General features: G+C 69.4%; 26 protein-coding genes. 11 read left to right on the top strand and 15 right to left on the bottom strand.

From position 1 onward, the window contains the following. Positions 1-5: 5 nt before the first annotated feature. The gene (locus H8R02_RS22755) at positions 6-746 is read left to right on the top strand and encodes a FadR/GntR family transcriptional regulator (RefSeq protein WP_187083794.1); all 741 of its coding nucleotides are present in this window, start codon (positions 6-8) and stop codon (positions 744-746) included. A 33-nt stretch (positions 747-779) separates the two neighbouring features. Here the strand turns inward: H8R02_RS22755 and H8R02_RS22750 are convergent, their stop codons facing one another. The 3 genes from H8R02_RS22750 to H8R02_RS22740 form a co-directional block, all read right to left on the bottom strand. Next, positions 780-2,150, bottom strand: a complete 1,371-nt coding sequence (locus H8R02_RS22750) for a S41 family peptidase (RefSeq protein ID WP_187083793.1) — start codon at positions 2,148-2,150, stop codon at positions 780-782. A gap of 93 nt (positions 2,151-2,243) precedes the next feature. Next, positions 2,244-2,966, bottom strand: a complete 723-nt coding sequence (locus H8R02_RS22745) for a ribonuclease activity regulator RraA (RefSeq protein ID WP_187083792.1) — start codon at positions 2,964-2,966, stop codon at positions 2,244-2,246. A 40-nt stretch (positions 2,967-3,006) separates the two neighbouring features. Beyond that, entirely contained in the window at positions 3,007-3,573 is a 567-nt protein-coding gene (locus H8R02_RS22740; RefSeq protein WP_187083791.1) for a c(7)-type cytochrome triheme domain-containing protein, read from the bottom strand. Between the two features lie 81 nt (positions 3,574-3,654). Here H8R02_RS22740 and H8R02_RS22735 point away from each other — a divergent pair, with 81 nt between their 5' ends. After that, the gene (locus H8R02_RS22735) at positions 3,655-4,713 is read left to right on the top strand and encodes an MBL fold metallo-hydrolase (protein ID WP_187083790.1); all 1,059 of its coding nucleotides are present in this window, start codon (positions 3,655-3,657) and stop codon (positions 4,711-4,713) included. Here H8R02_RS22735 and H8R02_RS22730 read toward each other — a convergent pair. From H8R02_RS22730 to H8R02_RS22715, 4 genes are all read right to left on the bottom strand, one after another. Beyond that, positions 4,710-5,078, bottom strand: coding sequence for a hypothetical protein (locus H8R02_RS22730; RefSeq protein WP_187083789.1), 369 nt, complete (start codon positions 5,076-5,078; stop codon positions 4,710-4,712). The genes H8R02_RS22735 and H8R02_RS22730 overlap by 4 nt on opposite strands. Positions 5,079-5,201: 123 nt before the next feature. Continuing rightward, positions 5,202-6,161: a Bug family tripartite tricarboxylate transporter substrate binding protein gene (locus tag H8R02_RS22725; protein ID WP_187083788.1), complete on the bottom strand. Its 960-nt coding sequence runs from the start codon at positions 6,159-6,161 to the stop codon at positions 5,202-5,204. Positions 6,162-6,180: 19 nt separating this feature from the next. Continuing rightward, positions 6,181-6,762 carry a 3-isopropylmalate dehydratase small subunit gene (gene leuD / locus H8R02_RS22720; protein ID WP_187083787.1) on the bottom strand — a complete coding sequence of 194 codons (582 nt, stop codon included), beginning with the start codon at positions 6,760-6,762 and terminating at the stop codon, positions 6,181-6,183. Next, a complete protein-coding gene (locus tag H8R02_RS22715; RefSeq protein WP_187083786.1) occupies positions 6,762-8,138 on the bottom strand; it encodes a 3-isopropylmalate dehydratase large subunit in 1,377 nt (458 codons plus the stop codon). Before H8R02_RS22715 ends, leuD begins: the two co-directional genes overlap by 1 nt. 75 nt (positions 8,139-8,213) lie before the next feature. On the opposite strand from H8R02_RS22715, the gene H8R02_RS22710 reads away from it, so the two are divergent. Next, positions 8,214-9,113: a LysR family transcriptional regulator gene (locus H8R02_RS22710; protein WP_187083785.1), complete on the top strand. Its 900-nt coding sequence runs from the start codon at positions 8,214-8,216 to the stop codon at positions 9,111-9,113. Here the strand turns inward: H8R02_RS22710 and H8R02_RS22705 are convergent. Further along, complete coding sequence (locus H8R02_RS22705; protein ID WP_187083784.1) at positions 9,110-9,523, bottom strand: CCDC90 family protein; 414 nt, start codon at positions 9,521-9,523, stop codon at positions 9,110-9,112. The genes H8R02_RS22710 and H8R02_RS22705 overlap by 4 nt on opposite strands. A 195-nt stretch (positions 9,524-9,718) precedes the next feature. On the opposite strand from H8R02_RS22705, the gene H8R02_RS22700 reads away from it, so the two are divergent. After that, positions 9,719-10,150 (top strand): hypothetical protein, encoded by a 432-nt coding sequence (locus tag H8R02_RS22700; protein WP_187083783.1) that lies wholly within the window; start codon positions 9,719-9,721, stop codon positions 10,148-10,150. A gap of 10 nt (positions 10,151-10,160) precedes the next feature. Here H8R02_RS22700 and H8R02_RS22695 read toward each other — a convergent pair whose 3' ends face one another. Beyond that, positions 10,161-11,147, bottom strand: coding sequence for a tripartite tricarboxylate transporter substrate binding protein (locus tag H8R02_RS22695; protein ID WP_187083782.1), 987 nt, complete (start codon positions 11,145-11,147; stop codon positions 10,161-10,163). A 30-nt stretch (positions 11,148-11,177) separates the two neighbouring features. Then, a complete protein-coding gene (locus tag H8R02_RS22690) occupies positions 11,178-12,215 on the bottom strand; it encodes a hydroxyacid dehydrogenase (protein WP_187083781.1) in 1,038 nt (345 codons plus the stop codon). Between the two features lie 95 nt (positions 12,216-12,310). Between H8R02_RS22690 and H8R02_RS22685 the strand changes: the two genes are divergently transcribed. Both H8R02_RS22685 and H8R02_RS22680 read left to right on the top strand, forming a co-directional pair. Then, a complete protein-coding gene (locus tag H8R02_RS22685) occupies positions 12,311-12,976 on the top strand; it encodes a GntR family transcriptional regulator (protein ID WP_354004965.1) in 666 nt (221 codons plus the stop codon). 102 nt (positions 12,977-13,078) lie between these two features. Then, the gene (locus tag H8R02_RS22680; protein ID WP_187083779.1) at positions 13,079-13,357 is read left to right on the top strand and encodes a hypothetical protein; all 279 of its coding nucleotides are present in this window, start codon (positions 13,079-13,081) and stop codon (positions 13,355-13,357) included. On the opposite strand, the gene tcuB is transcribed toward H8R02_RS22680, so the two are convergent. The 4 genes from tcuB to H8R02_RS22660 are packed head-to-tail and all read right to left on the bottom strand — an operon-like array spanning position 13,358 to position 17,314. Next, positions 13,358-14,479: a tricarballylate utilization 4Fe-4S protein TcuB gene (tcuB, locus tag H8R02_RS22675; protein WP_187083778.1), complete on the bottom strand. Its 1,122-nt coding sequence runs from the start codon at positions 14,477-14,479 to the stop codon at positions 13,358-13,360. Further along, a complete protein-coding gene (gene tcuA / locus H8R02_RS22670; protein WP_187083777.1) occupies positions 14,466-15,845 on the bottom strand; it encodes an FAD-dependent tricarballylate dehydrogenase TcuA in 1,380 nt (459 codons plus the stop codon). Before tcuA ends, tcuB begins: the two co-directional genes overlap by 14 nt. A 57-nt stretch (positions 15,846-15,902) precedes the next feature. Beyond that, positions 15,903-16,841: a LysR family transcriptional regulator gene (locus H8R02_RS22665; RefSeq protein WP_187083776.1), complete on the bottom strand. Its 939-nt coding sequence runs from the start codon at positions 16,839-16,841 to the stop codon at positions 15,903-15,905. A gap of 17 nt (positions 16,842-16,858) precedes the next feature. Then, complete coding sequence (locus H8R02_RS22660; RefSeq protein WP_187083775.1) at positions 16,859-17,314, bottom strand: hypothetical protein; 456 nt, start codon at positions 17,312-17,314, stop codon at positions 16,859-16,861. A gap of 46 nt (positions 17,315-17,360) precedes the next feature. Between H8R02_RS22660 and gnd the strand changes: the two genes are divergently transcribed. The 5 genes from gnd (at position 17,361) to H8R02_RS22635 (ending at position 21,661) form a co-directional block, all read left to right on the top strand. After that, on the top strand, positions 17,361-18,779 hold the full coding sequence (gene gnd, locus H8R02_RS22655) for an NADP-dependent phosphogluconate dehydrogenase (protein WP_187083774.1): 1,419 nt from the start codon (positions 17,361-17,363) through the stop codon (positions 18,777-18,779). 101 nt (positions 18,780-18,880) lie between these two features. Beyond that, positions 18,881-19,270, top strand: a complete 390-nt coding sequence (locus tag H8R02_RS22650) for a response regulator (RefSeq protein ID WP_187083773.1) — start codon at positions 18,881-18,883, stop codon at positions 19,268-19,270. Between the two features lie 141 nt (positions 19,271-19,411). Further along, positions 19,412-20,455, top strand: a complete 1,044-nt coding sequence (locus H8R02_RS22645) for a histone deacetylase family protein (RefSeq protein ID WP_187083772.1) — start codon at positions 19,412-19,414, stop codon at positions 20,453-20,455. 79 nt (positions 20,456-20,534) lie between these two features. Then, positions 20,535-21,038, top strand: coding sequence for a helix-turn-helix transcriptional regulator (locus H8R02_RS22640; RefSeq protein ID WP_187083771.1), 504 nt, complete (start codon positions 20,535-20,537; stop codon positions 21,036-21,038). Beyond that, the gene (locus H8R02_RS22635) at positions 21,002-21,661 is read left to right on the top strand and encodes a nucleotidyl transferase AbiEii/AbiGii toxin family protein (RefSeq protein WP_354004964.1); all 660 of its coding nucleotides are present in this window, start codon (positions 21,002-21,004) and stop codon (positions 21,659-21,661) included. The genes H8R02_RS22640 and H8R02_RS22635 overlap by 37 nt, the downstream gene beginning before the upstream one ends. Before the next feature lie 45 nt (positions 21,662-21,706). On the opposite strand, the gene H8R02_RS22630 is transcribed toward H8R02_RS22635, so the two are convergent. Continuing rightward, complete coding sequence (locus H8R02_RS22630) at positions 21,707-23,917, bottom strand: nitric-oxide reductase large subunit (protein WP_187083770.1); 2,211 nt, start codon at positions 23,915-23,917, stop codon at positions 21,707-21,709. Positions 23,918-24,027 lie beyond the last annotated feature (110 nt).

Below are 24,027 nucleotides of genomic sequence, written 5' to 3'. Positions count from 1 at the left end.
CGCCCATGAAGAGCCCCGCCTCCGACATCGTTTTCGCCGCGATCTCGCCTGCGCGCGCGGTCGACGAGATCGCCGCGCAGGTGCGCGCGATGGTGGCCGACGGGCGCCTGAAGCCCGGCGACAGGCTGCCCTCCGAACGCGAGCTGTCGCTGCGGCTGAACGTGAGCCGCAACACGCTGCGCGAGGCGCTGCGCACGCTCGAGCATGCGGGCCTGATCGAGATGCGCAAGGGCGCGAGCGGCGGCGCCTTCGTGCGCAGCGGCGACGCCGGCGCAATCGTCACGGGCATGAGCGACCTCTACCACCTCGGCGCGATAACGCCGCAGCAGCTCACCGAAGTTCGGCTGTGGCTGAGCGAACTCGTCGTGCGCATCGCGTGCGAGCGCGCCACCGCGCAGGACTTCGCGGCGCTCGACGCCAACGTCGCTGCTGCAACACGTGCGCACGAAGCAGGGCGCTTCGACGAGCGCCAGAAGCTGCACCGCGAGTTCCACGTCATCCTCGCGCGCGCCACGCAGAACCCGATCCTCGCCGTGACCATGGAAAGCGTGATGGGTGTCTTCGGCCAGTTCATCGAGAAGATCGGGCCCAGCGAGAACCCGTTCACGCTGCCTTCGCGCAAGCGCTTCCTCAAGCACCTGAACGAGCGCGATGCGGATGCGGCGGTCGCCGAGATGTCCAAGCACCTCAAGCGGCTGCACAGCCAGTACCTCGCCCGCTGGAACGAGATGGCCGCCGCGGCGTAAAGGACCCCCACGCCGGCGGCGCTCAGCCCGTCTTCAGGGCGCCACTGCGCCGTACATCGCCATGAACGCCCCGACGTTGCCGACGCGCAGGTACGCGACCGCGCAGGCGAGGGCTGGGTCCAGCGCAGCAAGGGCGGCGGCACATCGGCCTTGCTCGATGCGCGCCGCCGGTGACGGCGCGCCGGTCTCGGCAGGGGCCTCGTCCTTCTGCGCGGCGGCCACGAGGTGGATGTCCGGCGCGACGCCGCTGCCCTGCATCGCGCGGCCCGAGGGCGCATAAAAGAGGGAGGTGGTGAGCTTCAACGCGCCCTTGCGTTCGCCCAGTGAATAAGTCGTCTGCACCGTCCCCTTGCCGTAGCTGCGCTGGCCGATGACCACGGCGCGGCCGTTGTCCTGCAGTGCCGCCGCGACGATCTCGGACGCGGATGCGGAACGGCCGTCGACCATCACGACCATCGGCAGGCCGGGCAGCAGCTCGCGCGGGTCGGCGTTCCAGGTCCGCTCGTTGGATGCGGTGCGCCCGCGCACCGACACGATCTCGCCTTGCGTGAGGAAGGCGTCCGCCACGAGCACCGCCTCGCGCAGCAGGCCGCCGGGGTTGCCGCGCAGGTCCAGCACCACGGCACTCGGCGCGTGCAATGCCAGCGCTTCCTCGACCGCCGCTTCGAGCGTCGAGAGTACCGGGCCGCTGAATGACGAGAGCTTGAGCACCAGCACGTCCGCTTCCATGCTCCAGCGCAGCACCGGCCGGCGGATCGTCTCGCGCGTGAGCGCCACGGTGAACTCGTCACCCACCCCGCGCCGCACGGTGATGGAGACGTTCGTGCCCGGCAGGCCGCGCATGCGCGAGATGGCGTCGCCGAGCGCGAGGTCCTGCACCGGCTGGTCGTCGACGCGAACGATGAGGTCGCCCGGGCGCAGGCCCGCGCGCGCGGCCGGCGTGCCCGGCATGGATGCGAGCACGCCGACGCCGCCCGTGCGCGATTCGACTTCAAGCCCCACGCCGCCGAAGCCATTGCTCTCGGACCGTTCGGCCGATTGCGTCTCCGCATCGATGTAGCGCGCGTGCGCATCGACGGCCCTCAGCGCGTCGTTCGCCGCCTTCTTGAACACGGCGGCGGGTTCACCGGTGCCGGGACCGACGCCTTCCAGCGACTTGAGCGCCGCTTCGAGGAAGCGGTCGAAGTCCACCTCGCGCGCATGGCTGCGCTGCACGCGCTGCACGACGGCGGCGAGCAAATCCCGATGGGCGTCGGCCACTTCGCCCGGCGTGACCGAGCGTGCGTAGGCGGCCTGCAGCGCGGCGATCGCTTCTTCCGGGGTTGCGGCGGTGCAGAACGGCGCGGCGCCCGTGAAGAGCGCGGCCGCGAGCGTGAAGCGAAGTGCGGGAATCAAGCGTCTCATCGGAGCCCCTCCCCGAAACCTTGATCGCCGCAGTATGGTTAATACATCGCGTGAGGTCTGTTGCGAGTTGTATCGATCACGGTCGAGCTCGGCTCAACCCTGCTGCTTGCGCCACGCCTCGTAGCGCTTCTTGTTTTCCTCGTTGGGCGGGTACAGGCCGGGCAGCTTCGCGCCTTTCTCCACCTCGCCCATGATCCAGTTCTCGAGGTGCTCCTGCTCGGTGGCGAGGGCGATCACGTCATCGAGCAGCGCCTGCGGGATCAGCACCGCGCCGTCCTGGTCCACCACGACCACGTCGTTGGGGAACACGGCCACGCCGCCGCAGTCGATGGGCTCCTGCCACCCGACGAACGTGAGGCCGTTCACCGACGCGGGCGCGGCCCAGCCCTGGCACCACACGTTCAGGCCCGTGCCCAGCACGCCTTCGACGTCGCGCACGACGCCGTCGGTGACGAGTCCTGCAACGCCGCGCCGGGCCATGCGCGCGCACAGGATGTCGCCGAAGATGCCTGCGTCGGTGACCCGCATGGCGCCGACCACGGCAATGCAGCCTTCGGGCATGTCCTCGATGGCCGCGCGGGTGGAGATCGGCGAGCCCCAGGAGGCGGGCGTGGCGAGGTCCTCGCGCGAGGAGACGAAGCGCAGCGTGAACGCGCGCCCCGCGATGCGCGGCTGGCCCGGCTTCAGCGGCCTGGTGCCGCGCATCCACACGTTGCGCAGCCCTTTCTTGAGCAGCACCGTGGTGAGCGTGCCGGTGGATACCTTGAGCAGCGCCTCGCGCTGCTTCGGGTCGAGGGGAAGGGGTTCGACGTTCACTGCTTTCGTCTCCTGCTTGTTGATCTCGCTGGGATGCGGTTCACCACCACGGCTTCTGGCCGGGCTGCGGCACGCTGTGGCAGCGCTCGCACTGGGCCATGGGCGTGAAGGCGACGGTGCCGTGGCACACACCGCACGCCTCGCCGCGGAAGATGGTGGTCATGTTGATCGATGCCGCGCCTGCCTTCGGCGCGAAGAGCGAATCATGGCAGTTCTGGCAGGCGAGCCAGTCGCCGTGCGCCGCATGCGGGAAGTTCACCCAGGGCATCTGGGCGGTGTTCTTCATCACCACGTCCGGCGCGGACGGTTGCGCATCGCGCGGCTTGCCGGTCACGGTCGCGCGCGGCTCGATGCTGCGCTGGCGCAGCGACCGCACCCAGTCCGGCTTGCCCTGCCGGTCCTGCGGCAGGCCGGCGAAGGCTTCGTGCGGCGCTTGCAGGCGCTTCGCTTCGGGCAGGGCGGCGTCGTGCACCGGCACCGCCTGGCGCTCGGTCGGCGCTTCCGGCAGGCTGCCGAACAGGTCGGCGCGGTGGACCTGCGCCAGCGCAAGGCCGGCCGCGGCGGCCAGCAGCGCGGCAAGGAGGAAGCGGGAGGTACGACGTGCCATGACGGGGAGGACCGCACCGGATGCTAGCCGATGCACCCCCGTGACAGTTGAGGTTGAGCAAGTGCGGGACAATCGCAGGCGATGACCACGCCCGAGACCGAAGCCCCGCCCGCCCTCAGCTACCCCTTCGAAGCGCCCGCCGCCGGCGACTGGATCGACGTGGCGCCCGGCGTGCGCTGGATCCGCTTGCCCATGCCCTTCCGTCTGGACCACATCAACGTCTGGGCCATCGACGACGGCGACGGCTGGGTGCTGGTGGACACCGGCCTGAACACGGACGCCACCTTGTCCGCATGGCTCGCGCTGCTGGCCGAGGGGCCGATGTCGCGGCCGCTGCACGGTGTGTACGTCACGCACATGCACCCGGACCACGTGGGCCTGGCCGGCTGGTTCACGCGCCGCGCCAACGTGCCGCTGCACATGAGCCGGCTGGAATACCTGTCGTGCCGCTCCGCCGTGGCGGACACGGGCCGCGAGGCGCCGGCCGACGGCGTCAATTTCTACAAGCGAGCGGGCTGGCAGCCGCTGTCCATCGACGCGTACCGCAGCCGGTTCGGCGGTTTCGGCAAGCAGATCCACGCGATGCCGGACAGCTTCCTGCGGCTGCAGGACGGCGACGTGCTGAAGTTCGGCGAGCACGAGTGGCGCGTGATCGTCGGCACCGGCCATTCGCCGGAGCATGCGTGCCTTTACTGCGCGGAGCTGAAGCTGCTGATCTCGGGCGACCAGGTGCTGCCGCGCATCTCGTCGAACGTGTCGGTGCATGCGAGCGAGCCCGAGGCGGACCCGATGGGCGAGTGGTATGCGTCGCTCGACAAGCTGAAGGCGCAGCTGCCTGACGACGTGCTGGTGCTGCCGGCGCACAACGACTGCTTCCACGGGCTGCACACTCGGCTCGATGCGCTCAAGCGGGGGCAGGACAAGGCGCTCACCCGCCTGCGCCGCACGCTGGAGCAGCCCAAGCGCGTGGTCGACATGTTCGGCGCTCTTTTCGCGCGCCCGATCGACCAGAACGACGCGCCTTTGCTGAGCATGGCCACCGGCGAGGCCGTGGCCTGCGTCAACTACCTGAGGGGGCGCGGCGAGATTGCGCGCCACTTCGACGACGACGGCGTCGCCTGGTACTCGATGAAGGCTTAGCGCGCCGGGGCGCTGACTGCGACTGGTTGCGGCCTGAGCGTGTTCGTCATCGCCAGGAACAGCCCCGCGAAGCCGATGAACAGGCCGATGACGGTGGCGATCATCCAGCGCTGGGTTTCGTTGATGCCCTTCTGGATCTCGGCGCGGACGGCGCCGAATTCCCTCTGCATCTCCGTGCGCACTTCGCCGATTTCCTTGTGCACTTCGGTTCGCACCTCGCGGATTTCCGTGCGCAACTCGGCGAGGTCGGATTTCGTTGCCAGAGTCGGCAAGATCGCGTCCCACTTCACTTCGAGTGTCATCATCCGGCGGTCCATGTCGTGATCATAGTCGCCTCCGCTGGCGGTGTCGGGTTCGGTCGTCATGCGGCCATTGTTGGGCGGCATCCGCCCGGCGCGAAGCCCGCAGGACCACGCTGCTGACACCAGGCAGTCAGTAGCGCTACGACAGTGCCGTTGCGCCGGAGATACGGTGGCGGCCCAGCGCGTTCATTTCTTTTCTTCGGCCAGCGGGTACTGCTTCACCAGCTGGTCGAGGAACGCATCCTCGTCCTTCACGCCCGCCGCGAACTCCCTGCTCGTGCCGAACACCGGCTCCGCGCCGAGCCCGCGCACGGAGGCCTGCGCCTGCGGGTCTTGCGCGAGCGAGGTCATCAGCTTCTCGACCTTCGCCACCACCTCGGGCGGCGTGTTCTTCGGCGCGAACAACCCATACCAGCTGCCGCGCGCCGGCACGTTCAGGCCGGCCTCGCGGAAGGTCGGCACGTCGGGCACCTGCGACGAGCGCTTGTCCAGGTTCACGGCGAGGATCTTCAGCGCACCGGACTGGTGGTGCGGCAGCGGCGCCGCGATGCTGGTGATGCCGATCGTGATGTGGCCGCCCAGCAGGTCATTGATCACCGGCCCGGTGCCCTTGTACGGCACGTTGATCGTCTCCTTGATGCCGGAGATGGCGAACATGCGCTTGCCGTACAGGTAGGACAGCTGTTGCCCCGAGCCCCAGGTGCACGGCTTGGGCTGCTTGTTGCAATACGCCACCAGCTCCTTGATGCTGTTCACGCCCAGCTTCGACTGCACGGCCACCGCCGAGGGCGTGCGGGCGATCTCGGTGACCGGCACGAACGCGGTCGCGGGGTCGAACGTCAGGTCCTTCGCGTTGTGCTTCAGCAGCAGCAGCGAGGGGATCTGCAGCAGCATCGTGTAGCCGTCGGCGGGTGACTCGGCGACGCGCTTGGTCGCGATCAGGCCGTCCGCGCCGCCCTGGTTCTCCACGATGACGGGCTGGCCCCAGGCGTCCTGCATGCGCTTGGCGACCAGGCGCGCCACGCCGTCGAGGCCGCCGCCGGTGGAGGCGGCGACGACGAGGGTGATGCGTTTGGTGGGGTAGTCGCCCTGGGCGTGGGCACCGAAGGCGCACAGCAGGGCGAGGGCGGCGGCGAGGGACTTCATGTTGTTTGTCTCCAGGGTCTCAGAGGTACGCCCATGGCCGGCGCGCGCGGTCCGTGGTCCGGTAGTCGTCGATGGCGGGCTGCTGCGTCTTCGTGAGGGCGATCTCGTCCAGGCCCTCCAGCAGCATGCGCTGCAGGCGCGGCGGCACTTCGAAGCGTTGGACCTCGCCGGTGGCGAGGATCGTCACGGTGCGCTCGGCCAGGTCCACCTTCAGCGGCCCGCCTGCCGTGGCAAAGCGCTCGATCGCCTCCATCGGCAGGCGCACCGGCACGATGCCGTTGCGGAAGCAGTTGTTGAAGAAGATGTCGCCGAACGAGGGCGCGATGACGGCGCGAAACCCGCGCTGCCGCAACGCGCGCGGAGCCGCTTCACGCGAAGAGCCGCAGCCGAAGTTGGCGCCTGCGAGCAGGATCCCGGCTTCGGTCCACGGCGAGCGGTTCAGCACGAACTGCGGGTCGGCCGCCCACTCGGCGAAGAGGCCCTCGCCCAAACCCTCCTCGGTGGGCCGCGCGAGGAAGCGCGTCGGGATGATCTGGTCCGTGTCGACGTTCGCGCGCATCAGCGGCGCGGCCAGGGCAGTGACTTCACGCAGCGCTTCCATCAAGCGGTCCTCGGGTCGGCGATGTGGCCTGCCACCGCCGACGCGGCGACGGTGAGCGGGCTGGCGAGGTGCGTGCGCGTTCGCTTGCCCTGCCGGTTCTCGAAATTGCGGTTGCTGGTGCTGATGCAGCGCACGTCCTCGAGCCGGCCGCGGCCGCTGCCGCACATGCCGCAGCCGGGCTCGTGCCATTCGAAGCCCGCGGCCAGGAAGACCTCGTGCAGGCCCTCGGCCTCGGCGTCGCGCTTGACCGCGGCCGAGCCGGGCACGCAGATCGCGGTCACGTGCGGGGCGACCTTCCTGCCCCGCAGGTACGAGGCGGCCAGGCGCAGGTCGGAGAGGCGCGCGTTGGTGCAGGTGCCGATGTAGGCAACGTCGATGCGCACCTGCGCGAGCTCGGCGCCGGGCTGCAGCTGCTGGTAGGCGAGGGCGCGTTCGGCGAAAGCGTCCTCGGGCGCGGGGATCTTGCTGCTGACGGGCGCGACATGCTGCGGGCTCGTGCCCCAGGTCACCTGCGGTTCGAGTTGGGCGACGTCGATCTCGATCTCGGTGTCGAACACCGCATCGTCATCTGTCGCGAGCGAGCGCCAATGCGCCACGGCGCGGTCCCACGCTTCGCCCTGCGGTGCGTACGCGCGGCCGCGCAGGTAGTCGAACACCTTGTCGTCGGGCGCGATGAAGCCGTACTTGGCCTGGCACTCCACCGCCATGTTGCACAGGGTCAGCCGCGCCTCCACGTCGAGCGCCCGCACGGCGCTGCCGGCGAACTCGATCGCGTACCCCGCGCCGCCACCGGCGCCGATGCGGCCGATGAGGTGCAGGATCATGTCCTTGGCCGAGACACCCGCGGGCAGCTCGCCCTCGAAGCGCACGCGCATGCGCTTCGGCTTCGCTTCCACGATGGTCTGCGTCGCCAGCACGTGCGCGCCTTCGCTGGTGCCGATGCCCCAGCCGATGGCGCCGATGCCACCGAGCGTACAGGTGTGGCTGTCGCCGCAGGCGACGGTCAGGCCGGGCAGGGCGATGCCGAGCTCGGGCGCGATCACGTGCGTGATGCCCTGGCGCGGGTCGTCCACATCGACGAGCTGGATGCCGAGCTCGCGGGCGCGCCAGCGCGCCTCGTCGATCATCTGGACGGCCGCGGGCGTCCAGCCCTTGCGCGGCTCGGGTTGCGGTTTCGTCACGAGGAGGTGGTCGATCACGCCGAACACCTGCGCCGGGCATTCGGGCGCATGGCCGGCCGCGCTCATCTCGCGCATCACGACGCTGCCGGTCACGTCGTGCAGCAGCAGCCGGTCCACTTGCAGCAAACAGGTGCCGTCGCCGAAATCGGTGACGACATGCTCGTCCCAGCACTTGTCGAAATAAGTGGCGCCCATCCTGCGCACGATACGCGGTGGCGGGCCGCCGCGTAAGATGCGCCAAAGCTCAAGGCGTTCACCGAAGGTAGACACATGCGCGAGGCGCACCTGCGCGACTTCATCGCCGTGGCCGACACCGGCAGCGTGCGCGCCGCGGCCCGCAAGCTCAAGCTGACGCAAGGCGCGATCAGCAAGAACCTGCTGGCGCTGGAGCGCGAGCTGGGGGTGCCGCTGCTGGTGCGGTCCGCGCACGGCGTCGAGCCAACGGAGTACGGCAAGGTCCTTTTGCGGCGCGCGCGGCTGGCCGATGTCGAACTCAAGCGCGCCGAAGAAGAGATCGCTGCTTTGGCCGGCCATGCCCACGGCATCGTGCAGGTGGGGCTGTCGTCCACTGCTGAAGCGCTGCTGGCGGCACGCGCGATCGCCCGCTTTCGCGACGCACACCCCGACAGCATGGTGCACATGCGCGGCGGCACGGCGTCCACGCTCGTCTCGCTGCTGCGCGAGGGCAAGATCGATTTCGCAGTAGCGCCGGTCGCCGACGCCTCGCTCGGCGCGGACCTGCATGCCGAGCGGATCTTCAGCTCGGACTTCGTGGTGGTCGTGCGCGACGGGCACCCGCTCGCGCGGGCGACGCAGCTGGAGGAGCTGGCGCAGGCCGAGTGGGTGCACGGCGCGAGACCGGGTGAGCTGGACCCGCTGATCGTGGCGGCCTTCCGCAAGGCGGGCGTGGCGCCGCCGCGCTTCGCGATCCAGCGCGACTCGTTCAGCGCGCTCGTTTTCCTGCTGCTGCAGTCGGATTACGTTGCCATCGCCACGGAGCCTACGGTGGCCCCATTCTGCCGCGCGGGGCTGCTGGCGCGCGTGCCGCTCAGAGTGAAGCCGGGGGTGTCGGTGCAGTCGCTAGTCACACCCGCCGCCCGGCCCCTGACGCCTCGTGCGCAAGCGCTGGTTGCCGAGGTGCGGCGGGCGGCGAAGGCGCTGCGGCGCTAGCGGGCGGGCGCGCTCACGGCCACCGCCTGTGGCCTGAGCGTGTTCGTCATCGCCAGGAACAGCCCGGCGAAGCCGATGAACAGGCCGATGACGGTGGCAATCATCCAGCGCTGCGTCTCGTTGATGCCCTTCTGGATTTCGGCGCGCACCTGGCCCACTTCCCTGTGGATCTCGGTACGGACTTCCTGGATCTCGGTGCGCATGCCGCCGATTTCCTTGTGAACTTCGGCGCGCACCTCGCCAAAGCCCTTCTGCATCTCCGTGCGCAATTCAGTGCGCAGCTCGGCAACGTCCGACTTCGTCGCCAGCGTCGGCAGGATTGCGTCCCACTTGGCTTCGAGCATGGTCATGCGGTGGTCCATGTCGGCATCATAGTTCGCCGCGGGCTGGGTGTCGTTTTCGTGTGTCATGCGGCGCATGCTAGGAAGGGCATGCTGCGCCGGCCAACCCATTTGGCACGCCCACTGACAGTACGTTGTCAGCAGCGGGCACACAGTGCGCACCCATCCGAAAGTCTTTGCGTTGCGCAGAAGACACTGCGTGTTTTCAGCGGATGCTTGACATATGCCAACTCAACCGCGGTTGGGTCGCCCTAATCTGGCCGCATGGCACCCCTGAACGCCTCCATCCGGGCCGGCACCGCCGCGGCAGCACTCGCGCTCTACGGATCGCTCGCGCTCGCGCAGGCGCCGCCGCCCGGCACGGCGGCTGCAACGACCAGGACCACCACGGAGGCGGGCGTGACGATCAAGGTGACGCCGGTGGCGCTGCTTCCGATCGGCTGGATGTTCGCGGTGGTCCTCGAAAGCACGTCGTCCATCGACGACAACGTCAAGGCCCAGGCCTTGCTGGTCGCGGGCGCGGAACAGCTCCAGGCCAGCGAATGGGACGGAGCAGGGCCGGGCGGCGCGCGGCGCGAAGGCGTGCTGACCTTCCCCGTGCCCAAAGCCGACCCGGCAGCGCTCGAACTGCGCATCGCCCGCAAGGGCGAAGCCGCCCCGCGGGTCTTCAAATGGGAGCGCGCCGACCTGAAGTGAGGCCCGCGCCCTACTTGTCCGTCCAGGGCATCGCCTGCCACAGCTGGCGGAAGTCGGCTTCGTCTTCCTTCAATTGCGTGGCGTACGCGGCGGGCGCAAGGTAGCGGATCGGCGCGAAGTAGCCGGCCGCCCTGGCCTGGAACTCGGGGTCGTTCACCGTCTTCTGGATCGCACCGGCCAGCTGCTCGCGCACCGGGGCGGGCAGGTTCTTGGGCGCGGCGATGCCGCGCAGCGACGCCATGATCACGTTGAAGCCCTGCTCCTTGAACGTCGGCACGTTCGGCGCGAGCGTTGAGCGCTTCTCGCTCATCTGGCCCAGGTGCCGCAGCGGCGTGCCGCCCTTCTGGTACTGCATGGCCTCGCCGATGTTCATCGCGGCCATCACGATCTGCTTGCTGGCCACCGCGTTGTGCACTTCGGCCGCGCCCTTGAAGGGCACGTGCGTGAGCTTCACGCCGGCGGCACGCTCGAACATCAGCGCGGCCAGGTGGTCGTCCGAACCGATGCCGGTGGTGCCGTAGGTCACCTTGCCGGGGTTGGCCTTCGCGTAGGTCACGAGCTCCGCGAGGCTGTGGATCGGCGTGTCCGAATGCACGGAGAAGTTGCCCGGGTCGTCGACGATGTTGCCCAGCAGGTCGTAGTTCTGCCAGTGGAAATTCGACTTGCGCTCGATCGGGATCGTCAGCACGTTCGGCGTGTTGATGAAGCCGATCGTGTAGCCGTCCGGCTGCGCGTTGGCGATCTCCGCGAAGCCGATGCCGCCGCCCGCGCCGGGCCGGTTGACCACGACGATGGACGCGTTGGGCCCGAGGTGCTTCTGCATGTGCTGCGCCATCAGGCGCGCGATGATGTCGGTGCCGCCGCCTGCGGCGTAGGCGACCACCATCTTGATCGGTGCCTCCGGCCATGCGGCGTGCGAGAGGGCAGGCGCCACGGCCGCGGCGCAGAGAGCGAGCGCCGGCACGAGCCGGCGCAGCAGGGAAGGGATGCGTTGCATGGGGTTGTCTCCTTGTGTCTGGTTCGGTGCTCAGCGGCCGAGGATGCGCGCGCGGCGCTGCTCGAAGGCCGGCCACACCTCGGGGTTGACGAGCCGCGGCGGCCGCTCGCCGCGCAGCACGCCTGCGATCTGGTCTGCCGCCACCGCAGCCATGTTGCGCCGCGCCTCGTACGTGACGCCCGCCGTGTGATAAGTGGCGTAGACGTTGTCCATGGCGAGCAAGGGGTGGTCCAGCGGGGGCGGCTCGCGGTCCCACACGTCGATGCCCGCGCCTGCGAGGTGGCCGGACCGCAGTGCGTCGACGAGCGCAGCCTCGTCGTGGATGCCGCCACGGGCCGTCGTGATGAAGATCGCGCCTTTCTTCATGCGGGCGAAAGCATCGGCGTTCACCATCTTCATCGTGCTCGTGTCGCGCGGGCAATGCAGCGAAACGAAGTCGGAGCGCGCGAGCAGCTCGTCGAACGTGACCGGCTTCGCGCCGCGCCGCTCGATCTCATCGGGCGCCACGTTGGGGTCCGTCGCGATCACTTCCAGGCCGAACGCGCGCGCCAGCGCCGCCACGCGTGTGCCGATGTTGCCGATGCCCACCAGCCCGAGCGTCTTGCCGCGGATCTCGTGGCCCATCACGTCTTCGCGCTTGTAGCCGACCTCGCGCCGCATGCGCCGGTCGCCCTCCAGCATCCGCCGCGACACGCCGAGGATGAAGCCCAGCGTGTGCTCCGCGACCGACACCGCGTTGCCGCCGGACTGGTTCACCACCGCGATCCCGGCAGCGGTGCACGCCGGCACGTCCACCGTGTCGTAACCCGCGCCGCTCGAGGAGACGCACACGAGGTGGGGGGAGCGGGCGATGAGTTCGGGCGACGCCCACAGCGCCTTCGGCAGTTCGTCCTTGGCGGCGGACACGTGGTACACGTGCGCGGCCGCCAGCACGTCCAGGGCGGCGTCCGTGCTGCCGCGAACGGGGAACACCGCGACCGACACGCCGGGCTCCTGCGCGAGGCGTTCGTCGAACGCGGGGTCGATCCAGAGGTCGGCGCGGGCGACCCGGCGGGTTTCGGTGCTCATGGACCCCAATGTACAATAAAAAAACAATGTGGCTCGCCGGTCGAAGGGGCTGCACAGGGAGGGCCCTTTTTCATCCATACAAAAAAGGAACAGGCGTGGCGGCTGCGGCGGACAAGGCGTACGAAACCCTGAAGCACCGGGTGGTGGGCGGGCGCTATGCGCCCGGCGAGCAGCTGAAGGAAGAGCCCCTCGCCCGCGAGCTGGCCACCAGCCGCACGCCGGTGCGGGCGGCGCTCAAGCGCCTCGTGGACGACGGCCTCGCCACGGCCGAGCCCGGCCGCGGCGTGCGGGTGGCGGCGTGGACCGAGTCCGACATCGAGGAGACCTTCGCGCTGCGCGGGCTGCTCGAAGCGCACGCGGCCGAGCTCGCCGCACGGCGCGGTGGCGTGGCCCTGGCCGAGCGGCTGGATGCGCTCAACACCGAGATGGAAGGCGCCATCGAAAAGGGTGGCCGCGCATTGCCCGAGCGGCTGCAGAAGATCAACGCCGAATTCCACCGCGCCATCGTCGGCGCGAGCGGCTCGCCGCGCCTGCGCACGATGCTTGCCGGGCTGATCGACATGCCCGTCGTGATCCGCTCCCACTTCATCAGCACGCGCGAGGACAGGCTGCAGAGCCTGCAGCACCATCGCGACGTCGCCGCGGCCGTGCGCGCCGGGGACGGCGACCTTGCGCGGCAGGTGATGCAACTGCACCTGCGCGTCGCGGCGCATCGCTTCCGCCGCCGCCGTGAAGAATTGGGCAAGCCGCCCACGCGCTGACGCCGCGCGATACAAGAAAGCTACAAACCGCGCCGCCGCCGACGCGCGGGGGTTACCGGCGGCGACCAGACTCCAGCCATCGACAACCCGCTGGAGCCCGCCATGACCGTCGCTGCATCGTCCACCCGGCTTCTTGCCCTGCATGACCGCTCGGCCCTCGTCGCCGCGCCGGAGCCGATGGCGCTGGCCGCGCTGGCGGACTGGGCACTGGCGGCCATCGACGAATGGAAGCAGCGCCGCCGCCTCGCCGCCGCGCGGCGCGAGTTCGCGCGGCTGGGCCCTGCGGCGCTGCGCGACCTCGCCATGTCCGGCTGCGAATTCGAGTCCTACTGGGCCGAGGCGAACGGGCAGGCGCAGCGCACGCGCCGGCGCGTCGGCTGATCAGTCCGCGCCCAGCTGCAGCCGGTTCGGCTGGCGGCGCTCGACCTGGTACTTCAGCAAGGCCGCGACACGATAGACCGCATGCGCGAACTTGCCGTAGGGCAGGGTGAGGAACAGGGCCATGACGAACCCGAGGTGCACTGCCAAGGCAAGACCCATCGCACCGGTGTCGCGCACCGCGAGAAGGATGAGGCCGGTGAGGCTGCTCGCGAACAGCAGCGCGATGAACCCGCGATCCATGGGCCGCTGGCTCGGGTCGCCGTGCAGCGGATGACGGCGCGCATTCAGCCACCACAACCCCGCGGGCCCGACGAGCAGGCCGATGCCGCCCAGCGTGCCGAGGATCACCGGCAGGCTGGTGAACGCGTAGGGCGCGTGCCACCCGAAGACGTAGTGATAGACCGTCGCCACGCAGGTCGCGGCGAAGCAGAGCATGAAGCCGTAGAACGTGAAGTGGTGGAAGCGCCGGCGGCGCAGCGTGAAGCGGTCGTCCTCGTCGTTGCAGCCGTCGCCGTGGCCGCCGTCGAGGTACTTCAGGGTGAGCGCGTCGTGCAACGCTTCCGCGCGCGCGCCGGGCAAAGCGTCACCGGGCGACTGCCCTTGCCAGAACCGCTTCGCACCCATGCCGAGCGCGAGGATCGCCCACAGGAACACGATGCCGAACATCGCCACCAGCGTGTTGTGCGGGAACACGGCGTAGAAGTTGCCCGCCAGCGGCTCGTGCCACAGGTTGCCGCGCATCGCGAGCAGCAGCACCAGGAAGACGGCAAGCCCCAGGCCGGTGGCGAGCGCCACCGCGAGCCCGTTGCGGCGATACAGCCCGCCCAGCGACCGCGGCCACGCGAATTCCTCGTACGTTCGCACGCGCAGTTGCGCCATCGCGCGCGGCACGTTGATCGCGAAGTCGTGCGGCGGCGCGTACTGGCACGCATGCAGGCACGCGCCGCAGTTGTGGCACAGGTTGGCCAGGTAGTGCGCGTCGGCGGCGTCGAAGGACAATCGCCGCGTCATCGCCGGGAACACCGCGCAGAAGGTTTCGCAATACCGGCAGGCGTTGCACACCTGCATCTGGCGGCCGACTTCCGCTTCGGCCTGGCGGATCAGGGTCTCAAGCTGCTGCACGCGCGGCCTCCGTCCCGGCGATGCGGCCGAAGGCCGTGCCGATGCTCATGCCGACACCGGCGGTGTAGCCCTTGCCCAGCACGTTGCCGGCCATCATCTCGCCGGCGACGAAGAGGTTGGGGCTGGCGGCGCCGCCGAAGTGCACCTGCGCCTTGTCGTTGGTCTTCAGGCCCAGGTAGGTGAAGGTGATGCCGGGCCGCAGCGCGTAGCCGTAGAAAGGCGGCGTGTCGATCGGCCGCGCCCAGTGTGTCTTGGCCGGGGCGAGGCCCTCGGTGTGGCAGTCGTCGAGCACGGTGTGGTCGAACGTGCCCACGCGACAGGCCGCGTTGAAGTCGTTCAGGGTCTGCATGAAGGTGGTTTCGTCGAGCGCCAGCTTGCGGGCGAGCTCGGGCAGCGTGTTGGCCACCACGCCGGGGAAGACGGGTGGCATGAAGCGGCCGACGGCCTTGCTGTCGATGATGCAGTAGCCGACCTGCTGCGGCTGCATTGCGACGAGGCGGCCCCAGATGGCGTAGCGCTTGGGCCAGAAGTCCTCGCCCTCGTCGTAGAAGCGCTTCGCTTCGCGGTTGAGCATCACGCCCAGCGACACCGCGTCCACGCGCGTGACGATGCCGCCGTCGTAGAGCGGGGCGCGTGCGTCGATGGCGACGCAATGCGCCTGCGTGGGGTCGCCGATGATGTCGGCGCCTTGCGCCTGCATGTGCTTGAGCAGCACGCCCTGGTTGAAGCGCGTGCCGCGGATCAGGAAGTTGTCGGCGGGCCATTCGCCGCGCTCGTTCTGCCCCCAGGCCTCGCGCAGCCATTCGAGGTTGGATTCGAAGCCACCGGCCGCCAGCACGCAGGCCTTGCCTTCGATGCGCTCCTTGCCCGCGTGCACCGCGACGAAACGGCCATCGCGAATCTCCAGCGAGTCCACCGGCGTGTCGTAGCGGACTTGCACCCCCAGGTTCTCCGCGCTGCGGTAGTAGGCGTTGACGAGCGCCTTGCCCCCGCCCATGAAGAACGCGTTGGTGCGCGAAAGATGCAGCGTGCCGGCCAGCGAAGGCTGGAAGCGCACGCCGTGCTTGCGCATCCACCCGCGGCAGGTGGACGACGCTCGGATCACGAGCCGGGCGAGGTGCTCGTCGGTGTTGCCGCCGGTCACCTTCAGCAGGTCCTGCCAGAACTCTTCTTCGGGGTAGGCGTCCACCAGCACGTCCTGCGGGGCGTCGTGCATGCAGCGCAGGTTGCGGGTGTGCTGGGAGTTGCCGCCGCGCCATTCGCGCGGCGACGCCTCCAGCAGGAGCACGCTCGCACCGGCCTCACGGGCCATGAGCGCGGCGCAAAGGGCGGCGTTGCCACCGCCGACGACGATCACATCGAACATCGGGCGAATGTACGTGCGCCGGCGCGCGCCGGATAGCCCGGAACCCTCAGACCGTTATCACGGTTCGTGATACCCCAGCCGGGCGCCGTGCCAGGTGCCACCGCGGATCAGCTCGCGGGCGCAGTCGGCCAGCACCACGCGCACGGCGAGCGCGGCGGGGGAGAGCTCGTCGTCCGACAGGCTGCACAGCGAGTTCAGGCGCTTGAGGCGCCGGTCGGCGATCTCGGCCACTTCGATGGCCTGCTCCCAGCCCGGCACGCGCGCGAGCGCCGCCCATGGCTGGATGGTGGCGCCGAGCCCGCTGCGCACCGCTTCCATCAGCAGCGCGAGCGAGTCGATTTCCATCGGCTGCATCCGTTTGAGTCGCCCGGCCGAGACGGCGGCGTCGAGGGTGGCGCGCAGCCCGTGCGAGGCGCTGGGCAGGATGAGGGGCATGTCTTTCAGCTGCGCGAGCTTCACCTTGGCGGGCAGCGGTTTCGCGGCGGCATCCCGGGCCCGCATCAGGTACAGCTTTTCCTCGACGAGGGGCGTCACGCTCCAGCGCCGGCCGGGGTCGGTGTCGAACAGCACGGCAAGGTCCAGCTGGCGGGCATTGAGCATCGCCGCGAGATGGCCGGAGAGGCTTTCCACCACGTGCAGCCGCACGTCCGGGTAGCGCGAGCGCACGGCCGCCACCAGCGGCAGGCCGAGAACCGATGCGGTGGTGGGTGCCAGCCCCACGCTCACTGCACCGGACAGCCGCGACTGCTGCGCCGCCTGCGCCGCCGCATCGGCGTGCCGCAACGCGAGCTGCGCCTGCTGGAAGAATGCGAGCCCCGCCTCGGTGGGCGCCACGCCCTTGGGGCTGCGCTGGAGCAGGCGGGTGGACAGTTCGCCCTCGAGGCGCGACACCTGCTGGCTGAGCGCGGACTGCACCACGCCCAGGTCGACCGCGGCGCGGTTCATGCTCCCGAGTTCGACCACGCGAACGAAGTAACGCAGCTGCCGCAGTTCCATCGGTGCGTGGTCGACGCCTAGTCGATGCGCCTGTAGCGCACCTCGCGGTGGTGCACGTGGTCCACGCCCTTGAACTCGTCGCGCGAGTCGAAGGAAAGCTGGAACGTCGCGAACGGCAAGTTCAGCCGCGAGGGCGGGCTGCCGTTCAAGGACGTGTACTTGCGCTTGAGGTTGATGCCGTCGTACATCCAGAAGCCGGTGTTCTCGAACTCGGTGATGCCGCCGGCCTCGTTGACCACGCGCACGCTCTCGCGGAAGTTGCCCGTGGCGTCCAGCCTGAGCACGCGCCGCACCTGGTGGCCGGCGTCGTCGTACTCGCGCAGCCACGCACCGGGCAGCAGGTCGCGCGTGTTGCCCAGGCTGCCGTCCACGCCGGCCATCACGGGGTCGTGCAGCTCCGGCTCCACGCGCGAGAGCAGCACGGCCAGGGCGGCCAGTGCGAGCAGCCAGGCGGCTGTGGCGCTGCGGGTCATGCCGCCAGTATCGTGGAAGAATGCTTGTCCAGCAGTGGAGCAGGGTATGGCGTTCGACCTCGGCGTGATCGGCCTCGGCGTGATGGGTGCGAACCTGGCGCGCAATTTCGTGGACAAGGGCTTCTCGGTGGCGGGCTTCGACGTGGAGGCGGCCAAGCGTGAGCGCTTCCTGCAGGCCGCCGCGAGCGGCCGGGCGAGCGCGCCGCCGACGATGCAAGCTTTCGTGGCATCCCTCGCCGCGCCACGCGTGGTGCTCGCGATGGTGCCTGCCGGCGCGGCCGTGGATGCGGTGATCGACAGCCTGCGGCCGCTGCTCGAACCCGGCGACATCGTCGTCGACGGCGGCAACACACGCTACGGCGACACGCAGGCCCGCATGCTGGCCCTCGAAGGCACGGGGTTGCTTTACGTGGGCATGGGCGTGAGCGGCGGCGAGGAGGGCGCGCTGCGCGGCCCGGCCCTGATGCCCGGCGGCGACGAGCGTGCGTGGCCGCGCCTGAAGCCCTTGCTGCAGGCCGTCGCCGCCCGTGCGGGCGACGGGCAGCCGTGCTGCGAGTGGATGGGCACGGGCGGTGCCGGCCACTTCGTGAAGATGGTGCACAACGGCATCGAGTACGCCGACATGCAGGTGATCGGCGAGGCCTACTGGCTGATGCGCGAGCTGCTGCGCATGACGCCCGCCGACATCGGGCGCACCTTCGCGCAGTGGAACGAGGGCGAGCTGGAGAGCTACCTCGTCGCGATCACGGCGGACATCCTCTCGCGGATCGACCCCGAAAGCGGCCGGCCGCTGGTGGAAGTGATCCTCGACACCGCCGAACAGAAAGGCACCGGCAAGTGGGCGAGCCAGGCCGCGCTGGACTTCGGCCTCACGGCGCCGACGATCGCCGAAGCCGTGTTCGCGCGCACGGTGAGCGCGGCGAAGGAGGAGCGGGTCGTCGCCGCCGACGTGCTGAAGGGGCCCGGTGGGGCGTTCGATGGCGACCCGGCCACCCTCATCGAGAAGATCCGCCGCTCGCTGCTGGCCGTGAAGGTGTGCGCCTATGCGCAGGGTTTCCAGCTGCTGCAGGCCGGCGACCGCGAGCACGTGTGGAACCTGCCGCTCGCCGGCATCGCCACGATCTGGCGCGCGGGCTGCATCATCCGAGCGCGCCTGCTGGAGGACATCCGCAGTGCGTACGCGCGCGACGGCGAGCTGGTGAACCTGATGCTCGATGCGCGCTTCGCCGCCACCCTCGCCGCTTGCCAGGAAGACCTGCGCGACGTCGTGGGCCTGGCCGCGCGTCATGGTGTACCCGCGCCGGCGTTCATGAGTGCGCTGGCCTACTACGACGCCTATCGTTCGCCGCAGTTGCCCGCCAACCTGCTGCAGGCGCAGCGGGACTACTTCGGGTCACATCTGTATCAAAGGGTGGACCGGCCGGGAAAATTTCACACGCAGTGGGGTCTTCGCTCCACCTCGTAGGACGCATCCCACGGCGCGCGTCCCTCCGGCCTACAGACCGCGGCCCGGCACACATCTAATGTGCGGTTGTGCCGAACCCATCCGTTCGGTCGGAGGGTGGGGTGACGATAGAGATGGTGATGGTGGAAGATTCGCGGGAGATCATCTCGGCGATCGAGGACCTGCTGGCCCCCGACGGGCGCTTCCGCATCGTCGGCCGCAACGCCACCGAGAACGAGGCCACCGCCTGGCTGCAGGAGCACCCCCACGACTGGGACCTCGCGGTCATCGACCTCGTGCTGCGCGATGGCTCCGGCTTCAACGTCGTGCGCCGCTACCGCGAGGCCAACGAGACCGCGCGCATCGTGGTGCTGAGCGACTACGCCACCCTGAACATCAAGCTGCGTTGCGTGGAGCTGGGCGCCGACGCGGTCTTCACCAAGGGCGAGTTCAAGGCCTTCATCGCGTACGTGTCGTCGATCCGCCCGCGCGGGGCGAGCCTGCACGCATGAAAAGAGCCCCCACGCTTGCGCGCGGGGGCTTTCCAAGTGTCGCCGTCACCCTCGGAGAGTGACGGCTTTCATTCTGAGGCGGCCGGGCTGACCGCGCCCTGACCTGGCGGCACGGAAATCCACGTACCGCAGAATGCGGTGATGCTGACCTTCCACAACCCCGCGCACCGCGCGCATGCGGGCCGCCACGAGATGTACCGCGGCCGGCTGGTGGACTGCCACGAGGTGCCGCAGCGCGCCGAGCTGGTGGTGGACGAATTGAAGCGGCGTGGATTCGGGCAGCCGCGCACCGCGCCCGCGGCGGACATGCGCGTGGTCGAATCGATCCACGCGCGCCCCTACCTGGACTTCCTGCGCACGGCTTGGGCCGAGTGGGTGTCGCTCGACCCCTCCCATGCCGCCCTCGACATCCTGCCCTCCGTGTGGCCCAACCACGGCCTGCGGCGCGACGTCGTGCCCGCGAACTTCTCGGCCAAGGTGGGGCTTTATGCTTTCGATGCGGGCTCGCCGATCACGGCCGGCACCTGGGACGCGTGCATCGCGGGCGCCGCCTGCGCGATCGAGGCCGCGAGGCAGGTGGCCGCGGGTGCGGACCGCAGTGCGCTCGTCGTCACGCGCCCACCGGGGCATCATGCCGGCCGCGATTTCTACGGGGGTTACTGCTTTGTCAACAACACCGCGCTCGCCGCGCAGGCCTTGCGCGATGCAGGCCATGCGCGCGTGGCGGTCCTCGACGTCGACTACCACCACGGCAACGGCACGCAGTCGATCTTCTACGAGCGCGCCGACGTCCTCACGGTCTCCGTCCATGGCGACCCCATGACGGAGTACCCGTTCTACCTGGGGCACGCCAGCGAGCGCGGCGCGGGTGCGGGCGAGGGCTTCAACCTGAACCTGCCGCTGCCGCGAGGGACGGCGTTCGGCCCTTGGCGCCGCGCGCTCGAACAGGGCCTCGATGCGGTCGCGCGCTTCGGCGCGTCGGCGCTCGTCGTCGCGCTCGGCGTGGACACGTACGAAGGCGACCCGATCTCCAGTTTCCGCCTCACGTCCGCCGATTTCGTCGAGGTGGGGCTGCTGCTGGCGTCGTGCCGCCTGCCAACCGTGATCGTGCTCGAGGGGGGTTACGCGGTGGCGGACATGGGGGTGAACGTGGCGAATGTGGCTGAAGGGTTCGCGGGCGGTTAGGGCGGGTAGTTCAATTAATTTGATATATTGAAGTCAAATAAAATTGACATGAAGATATTGGCACGGTAAGCTTCCCTCCATGCCCCTCATTCGCGAACTCGGCACAGCCGTGCGCCAGCGCCGCATCGATATCGGGCTCAGCCAGCAGGCGCTGGCCGAGCTGGCGGAGCTTTCGCGCGTCACGGTCAACGAGCTCGAGCGCGGCAAGCTGGTGGACCTGAGCGCCAACCGAGTGGAACGCCTTGCCAATGAATTGGGGTTCGCGGTGGGGCTGGTCGGCGTGCGCCGCAAGGGCGACTCGGATCCGTTCGAAGTGGCCGCGCGCGTGGCGAGCGTGCCCTACTCGCCGGAACTGCCGGCGCACGTGCTGCTGGAGGCGGTGCGCGACGGCAGCGTGCCGCCGGACTACATCCCGCACGTGCGGCACTTGCTGCAGGAGGCGCCGGTAGCGATCCTCGCGGGGCTGGCCGAACACCTGGATGAGGCCCTTGACGTGCCGCGTACGGCCACGTGGAAGCGCATGAGCACGCTGGCCGGTGTGCTGCAGTGCGACAGGCCCCTATGGCGCGCCACGCGGACCTGAGTCGTCCCGGCGTCTGGCGCGAACTGTTCGCCGCCGCCCTCACGCTGACCGACCACCTCGGCAAGGTGCTGGAGCAACCGAGGTGGACTTTCGGCGGCGGCACCGTGCTCATGCTGCGCCTGGACCACCGCCACAGCAAGGACATCGACCTCTTCGTGCCGGATCCGCAGTACCTCGGCCACCTCACGCCGCGGCTGTGCGACACGGCCGAGGCGCTGACGCACGACTACGTCGAAGCCGCGGAGTACCTCAAGCTGCTGCTGCCCGCCGGGGAAATCGACGTCGTGGTCGGCGAGCCGCTGACGGACGAGCCGCATGAATGGGTCACGTACGAGGGGCGCAGGATCGCCGTGGAAACCTGCGCCGAGATCATCGCGAAGAAGATGTATCACCGCGGCCAGCATGCGCGCGGCAGGGACCTCTTCGACCTGTGCGCGGTCGCGGACGGCGAGCCGCAGGCCATCGACCACGCGCGCCCCTTCTTCGCCCGCCACGGCGCGGCCTTCCTCCACTCGCTGAAGAACTCCGCGTACGTGGAACAGGAGTTCCAGAAAATCGAGCGCATCGGCTACAGCCGCTCCTTCGAGGAATGCGTCGCGCTCGCCGAGCTCATCCTCGCGTAAAAAAAGCCGGCACGCGGCCGGCTTGAAGAGGAGAGAGAGGAAGAATCAGGCTCGGGCGGCCGCGGGCCTTCGGACCTGCGCGGCGACCGCCTTCGCGGGCCGGCGCAGCAGCTTGAGCACGTACACAGCGAGCAGCACGCCACCCACCGCGAACACGACGTCACCGGGCACGCGCAGCCACACCATGGCTTCCATGAACTTGCCGTGCACGACCTCCGGCGAGCGGGCGAACCACAGGCCCTTGCTGATCGCCTGCGAAGCCTGGTAGATGCCCGCGGGCAGCAGCGACAGGAACACCATCATCGCCAGGCCGATGTTCAGGCCCCAGAAGGCGGGCTTGAGCAGGCCGTCGGCATGCAGGTGGCGCGCATACAGGCCGCGCAGGCAGAACAGCATCAGGCCGATGCCCAGCATGCCGTACACGCCGAAGAGGGCGGCATGGCCGTGCGCCGGCGTCATGTTCAGGCCCTGCACGTAGTACAGCGACGCGGGCGGGTTGATCGCGAAGCCGAGCAGGCCCGCACCGACGGTGTTCCAGAAGCCCACGGCCACGAAGCACAGCACGGGCCACTTGTACGCGCCCAGCCACTCGCGGCTGCGGCTGCGGCGCCACGTCTGCAGCGCTTCCAGGCCGATCAGCGTGAGCGGGACGACTTCGAGCGCGCTGAACACCGCGCCGACGGCGATCACGCTCGTGGGCGTGCCGGTCCAGTACAGGTGGTGCAGCGTGCCCAGGATGCCGCCGAACAGGAAGACGATGGTTTCCGCGACGATGGCGCGGTTGGCGCTGGCCGTGTGGATCAGGCCCAGCCGCGTGAAGATCAGCGCGATGACCGCGGTGGCGAACACTTCGAAGAAGCCCTCCACCCAAAGGTGCACCAGCCACCACCTCCAGTACTCCACCATCGAATAGTGCGTGTGCTGGCCCCAGGTGAGCGAGCTCGCGTAGAAGCCGCCGATGCAGGTGGCCGACAGGAACACCATCGCGATCAGGCCGCGGGACTCGGAAGGCTTCTTCAGCGCGGGCCAGAGGGCGCGGCCGAGCAGCACCACCCAGAGGATGAGGCCGACGAACAGCAGGTACTGCCACGCACGGCCCATGCTCGTGAACTCCAGGCCCTGGTTGCCGAACCAGAAGGAGAAGTCCACGCCGCGGCGCTGCAGCGTGCCGAGCCAGCCGGTGGCGGTGGAGCCCACCACCAGGAAGATCAGCGCCCAGAACAGGAAGTTCACGCCGAACTTCTGGTACTTCGGCTCATGGCCCGAAAGCAGCGGCGCGATGTACAGGCCGGTGGCGAGCCACGCGGTGGCGATCCAGAAGATGCCCACTTGCGTGTGCACGGTGCGGCTCACCACGTAGGGCAGGATGTCCGCGAGCGGGATGCCGAAGAAGGCCTGCCCCTCGACCGCGTAGTGCGCGGTGATGGCGCCCATGCCGATCTGCAGCAGGATGAGGCCGGCCACCGCGAAGAAGTACTTGCGAGTGGCTTTCATCGACGCGGTGACCGTCGCGCCGAACAGCGGGTCGGCCTTCGGCGGCTCGGCCTGCTCTTCGTCGTGGCCCTTCGCGCCCTGCAGCCACAACATCGCGGCAATGCCGGCAAGCAGCAGGATGATGGACACCATGGTCCACATCGCGGCCGTGCCGGTGAGGGTGTTGCCCACCAGCGGCTCGTGCGGCCAGTTGCTCGTGTACGAGAGGTTGGTTTCACCGGGGCGGTCGGTCGCCGCGGCCCACGAGCTCCAGAAGAAGAAGGCGCTGAGCGCTTCGCGGTCCTTCGCATCCGGCACCGTCATCGAAGTCATGGCGTACTGGTCGCGCAGCTTGTCGAGCGAGGCGGCATCACCGAAGAGGTCGGCGTAGTGCTTCGCGACGCCGCGAATCGCCTCGGCGCGCGCGGCCGACACGGTGATCCGGCCGGATTGCGCGTCGTAGGTATTCGTGCGCATTTCCTTCCGCGCGCGGTCGCCCAACGCGACGGCTTCGCGGTGCAGCCAGTCGGCGGACCAGTCCGGCGCGACGTAGCTGCCGTGGCCCCACACGCTGCCCAGCTGCTGGCCGCCGGCCGCGAGCCAGACCTGCTGGCCGCGCTGCACCTGCTCGCCGGTGAACAGCACGTCCCCGTCGGCGGTGGCCACCGATTTGGGGATCGGCGGTGCCTCCAGGTGGATCTGCCAGCCCAGGTACCCGAGGGCCCCGAACGACAGCACGAAGACCAGCGCCAGCCAGCGCCAGAGCCTTCCGGTGTTCTTCACGATGCGCTCCTTCCTTGTCTTAAGGTGTATTTGCAATGCATGTGATCGTAGGAAGGGCGGCGTGGCGGGGTGTTGATGCGCATCAACTTTCCCCGGCAAAGCTGCCTGTC

Source organism: Ramlibacter albus (assembly GCF_014297445.1).
Lineage (GTDB): Bacteria > Pseudomonadota > Gammaproteobacteria > Burkholderiales > Burkholderiaceae_C > Ramlibacter > Ramlibacter albus.
This window is presented reverse-complemented; position numbering and strand designations above follow the sequence as displayed.

Excerpts from the sequence above, each read along its gene's own strand:
- H8R02_RS22710 (WP_187083785.1), top strand. The coding sequence starts at position 8,214 with ATGCGCGAGGCGCACCTGCGCGACTTCATCGCCGTGGCCGACACCGGC.
- H8R02_RS22705 (WP_187083784.1), bottom strand. The coding sequence starts at position 9,523 with ATGACACACGAAAACGACACCCAGCCCGCGGCGAACTATGATGCCGAC.
- H8R02_RS22680 (WP_187083779.1), top strand. The coding sequence starts at position 13,079 with ATGACCGTCGCTGCATCGTCCACCCGGCTTCTTGCCCTGCATGACCGC.
- H8R02_RS22750 (WP_187083793.1), bottom strand. The coding sequence starts at position 2,150 with ATGAGACGCTTGATTCCCGCACTTCGCTTCACGCTCGCGGCCGCGCTC.
- H8R02_RS22700 (WP_187083783.1), top strand. The coding sequence starts at position 9,719 with ATGGCACCCCTGAACGCCTCCATCCGGGCCGGCACCGCCGCGGCAGCA.
- H8R02_RS22735 (WP_187083790.1), top strand. The coding sequence starts at position 3,655 with ATGACCACGCCCGAGACCGAAGCCCCGCCCGCCCTCAGCTACCCCTTC.
- H8R02_RS22660 (WP_187083775.1), bottom strand. The coding sequence starts at position 17,314 with ATGACCCGCAGCGCCACAGCCGCCTGGCTGCTCGCACTGGCCGCCCTG.
- H8R02_RS22740 (WP_187083791.1), bottom strand. The coding sequence starts at position 3,573 with ATGGCACGTCGTACCTCCCGCTTCCTCCTTGCCGCGCTGCTGGCCGCC.
- H8R02_RS22695 (WP_187083782.1), bottom strand. The coding sequence starts at position 11,147 with ATGCAACGCATCCCTTCCCTGCTGCGCCGGCTCGTGCCGGCGCTCGCT.
- gnd (WP_187083774.1), top strand. The coding sequence starts at position 17,361 with ATGGCGTTCGACCTCGGCGTGATCGGCCTCGGCGTGATGGGTGCGAAC.
- H8R02_RS22725 (WP_187083788.1), bottom strand. The coding sequence starts at position 6,161 with ATGAAGTCCCTCGCCGCCGCCCTCGCCCTGCTGTGCGCCTTCGGTGCC.
- H8R02_RS22715 (WP_187083786.1), bottom strand. The coding sequence starts at position 8,138 with ATGGGCGCCACTTATTTCGACAAGTGCTGGGACGAGCATGTCGTCACC.
- H8R02_RS22755 (WP_187083794.1), top strand. The coding sequence starts at position 6 with ATGAAGAGCCCCGCCTCCGACATCGTTTTCGCCGCGATCTCGCCTGCG.
- H8R02_RS22730 (WP_187083789.1), bottom strand. The coding sequence starts at position 5,078 with ATGACGACCGAACCCGACACCGCCAGCGGAGGCGACTATGATCACGAC.
- H8R02_RS22690 (WP_187083781.1), bottom strand. The coding sequence starts at position 12,215 with ATGAGCACCGAAACCCGCCGGGTCGCCCGCGCCGACCTCTGGATCGAC.
- H8R02_RS22665 (WP_187083776.1), bottom strand. The coding sequence starts at position 16,841 with ATGGAACTGCGGCAGCTGCGTTACTTCGTTCGCGTGGTCGAACTCGGG.
- H8R02_RS22645 (WP_187083772.1), top strand. The coding sequence starts at position 19,412 with ATGCTGACCTTCCACAACCCCGCGCACCGCGCGCATGCGGGCCGCCAC.
- tcuA (WP_187083777.1), bottom strand. The coding sequence starts at position 15,845 with ATGTTCGATGTGATCGTCGTCGGCGGTGGCAACGCCGCCCTTTGCGCC.
- leuD (WP_187083787.1), bottom strand. The coding sequence starts at position 6,762 with ATGGAAGCGCTGCGTGAAGTCACTGCCCTGGCCGCGCCGCTGATGCGC.
- H8R02_RS22640 (WP_187083771.1), top strand. The coding sequence starts at position 20,535 with ATGCCCCTCATTCGCGAACTCGGCACAGCCGTGCGCCAGCGCCGCATC.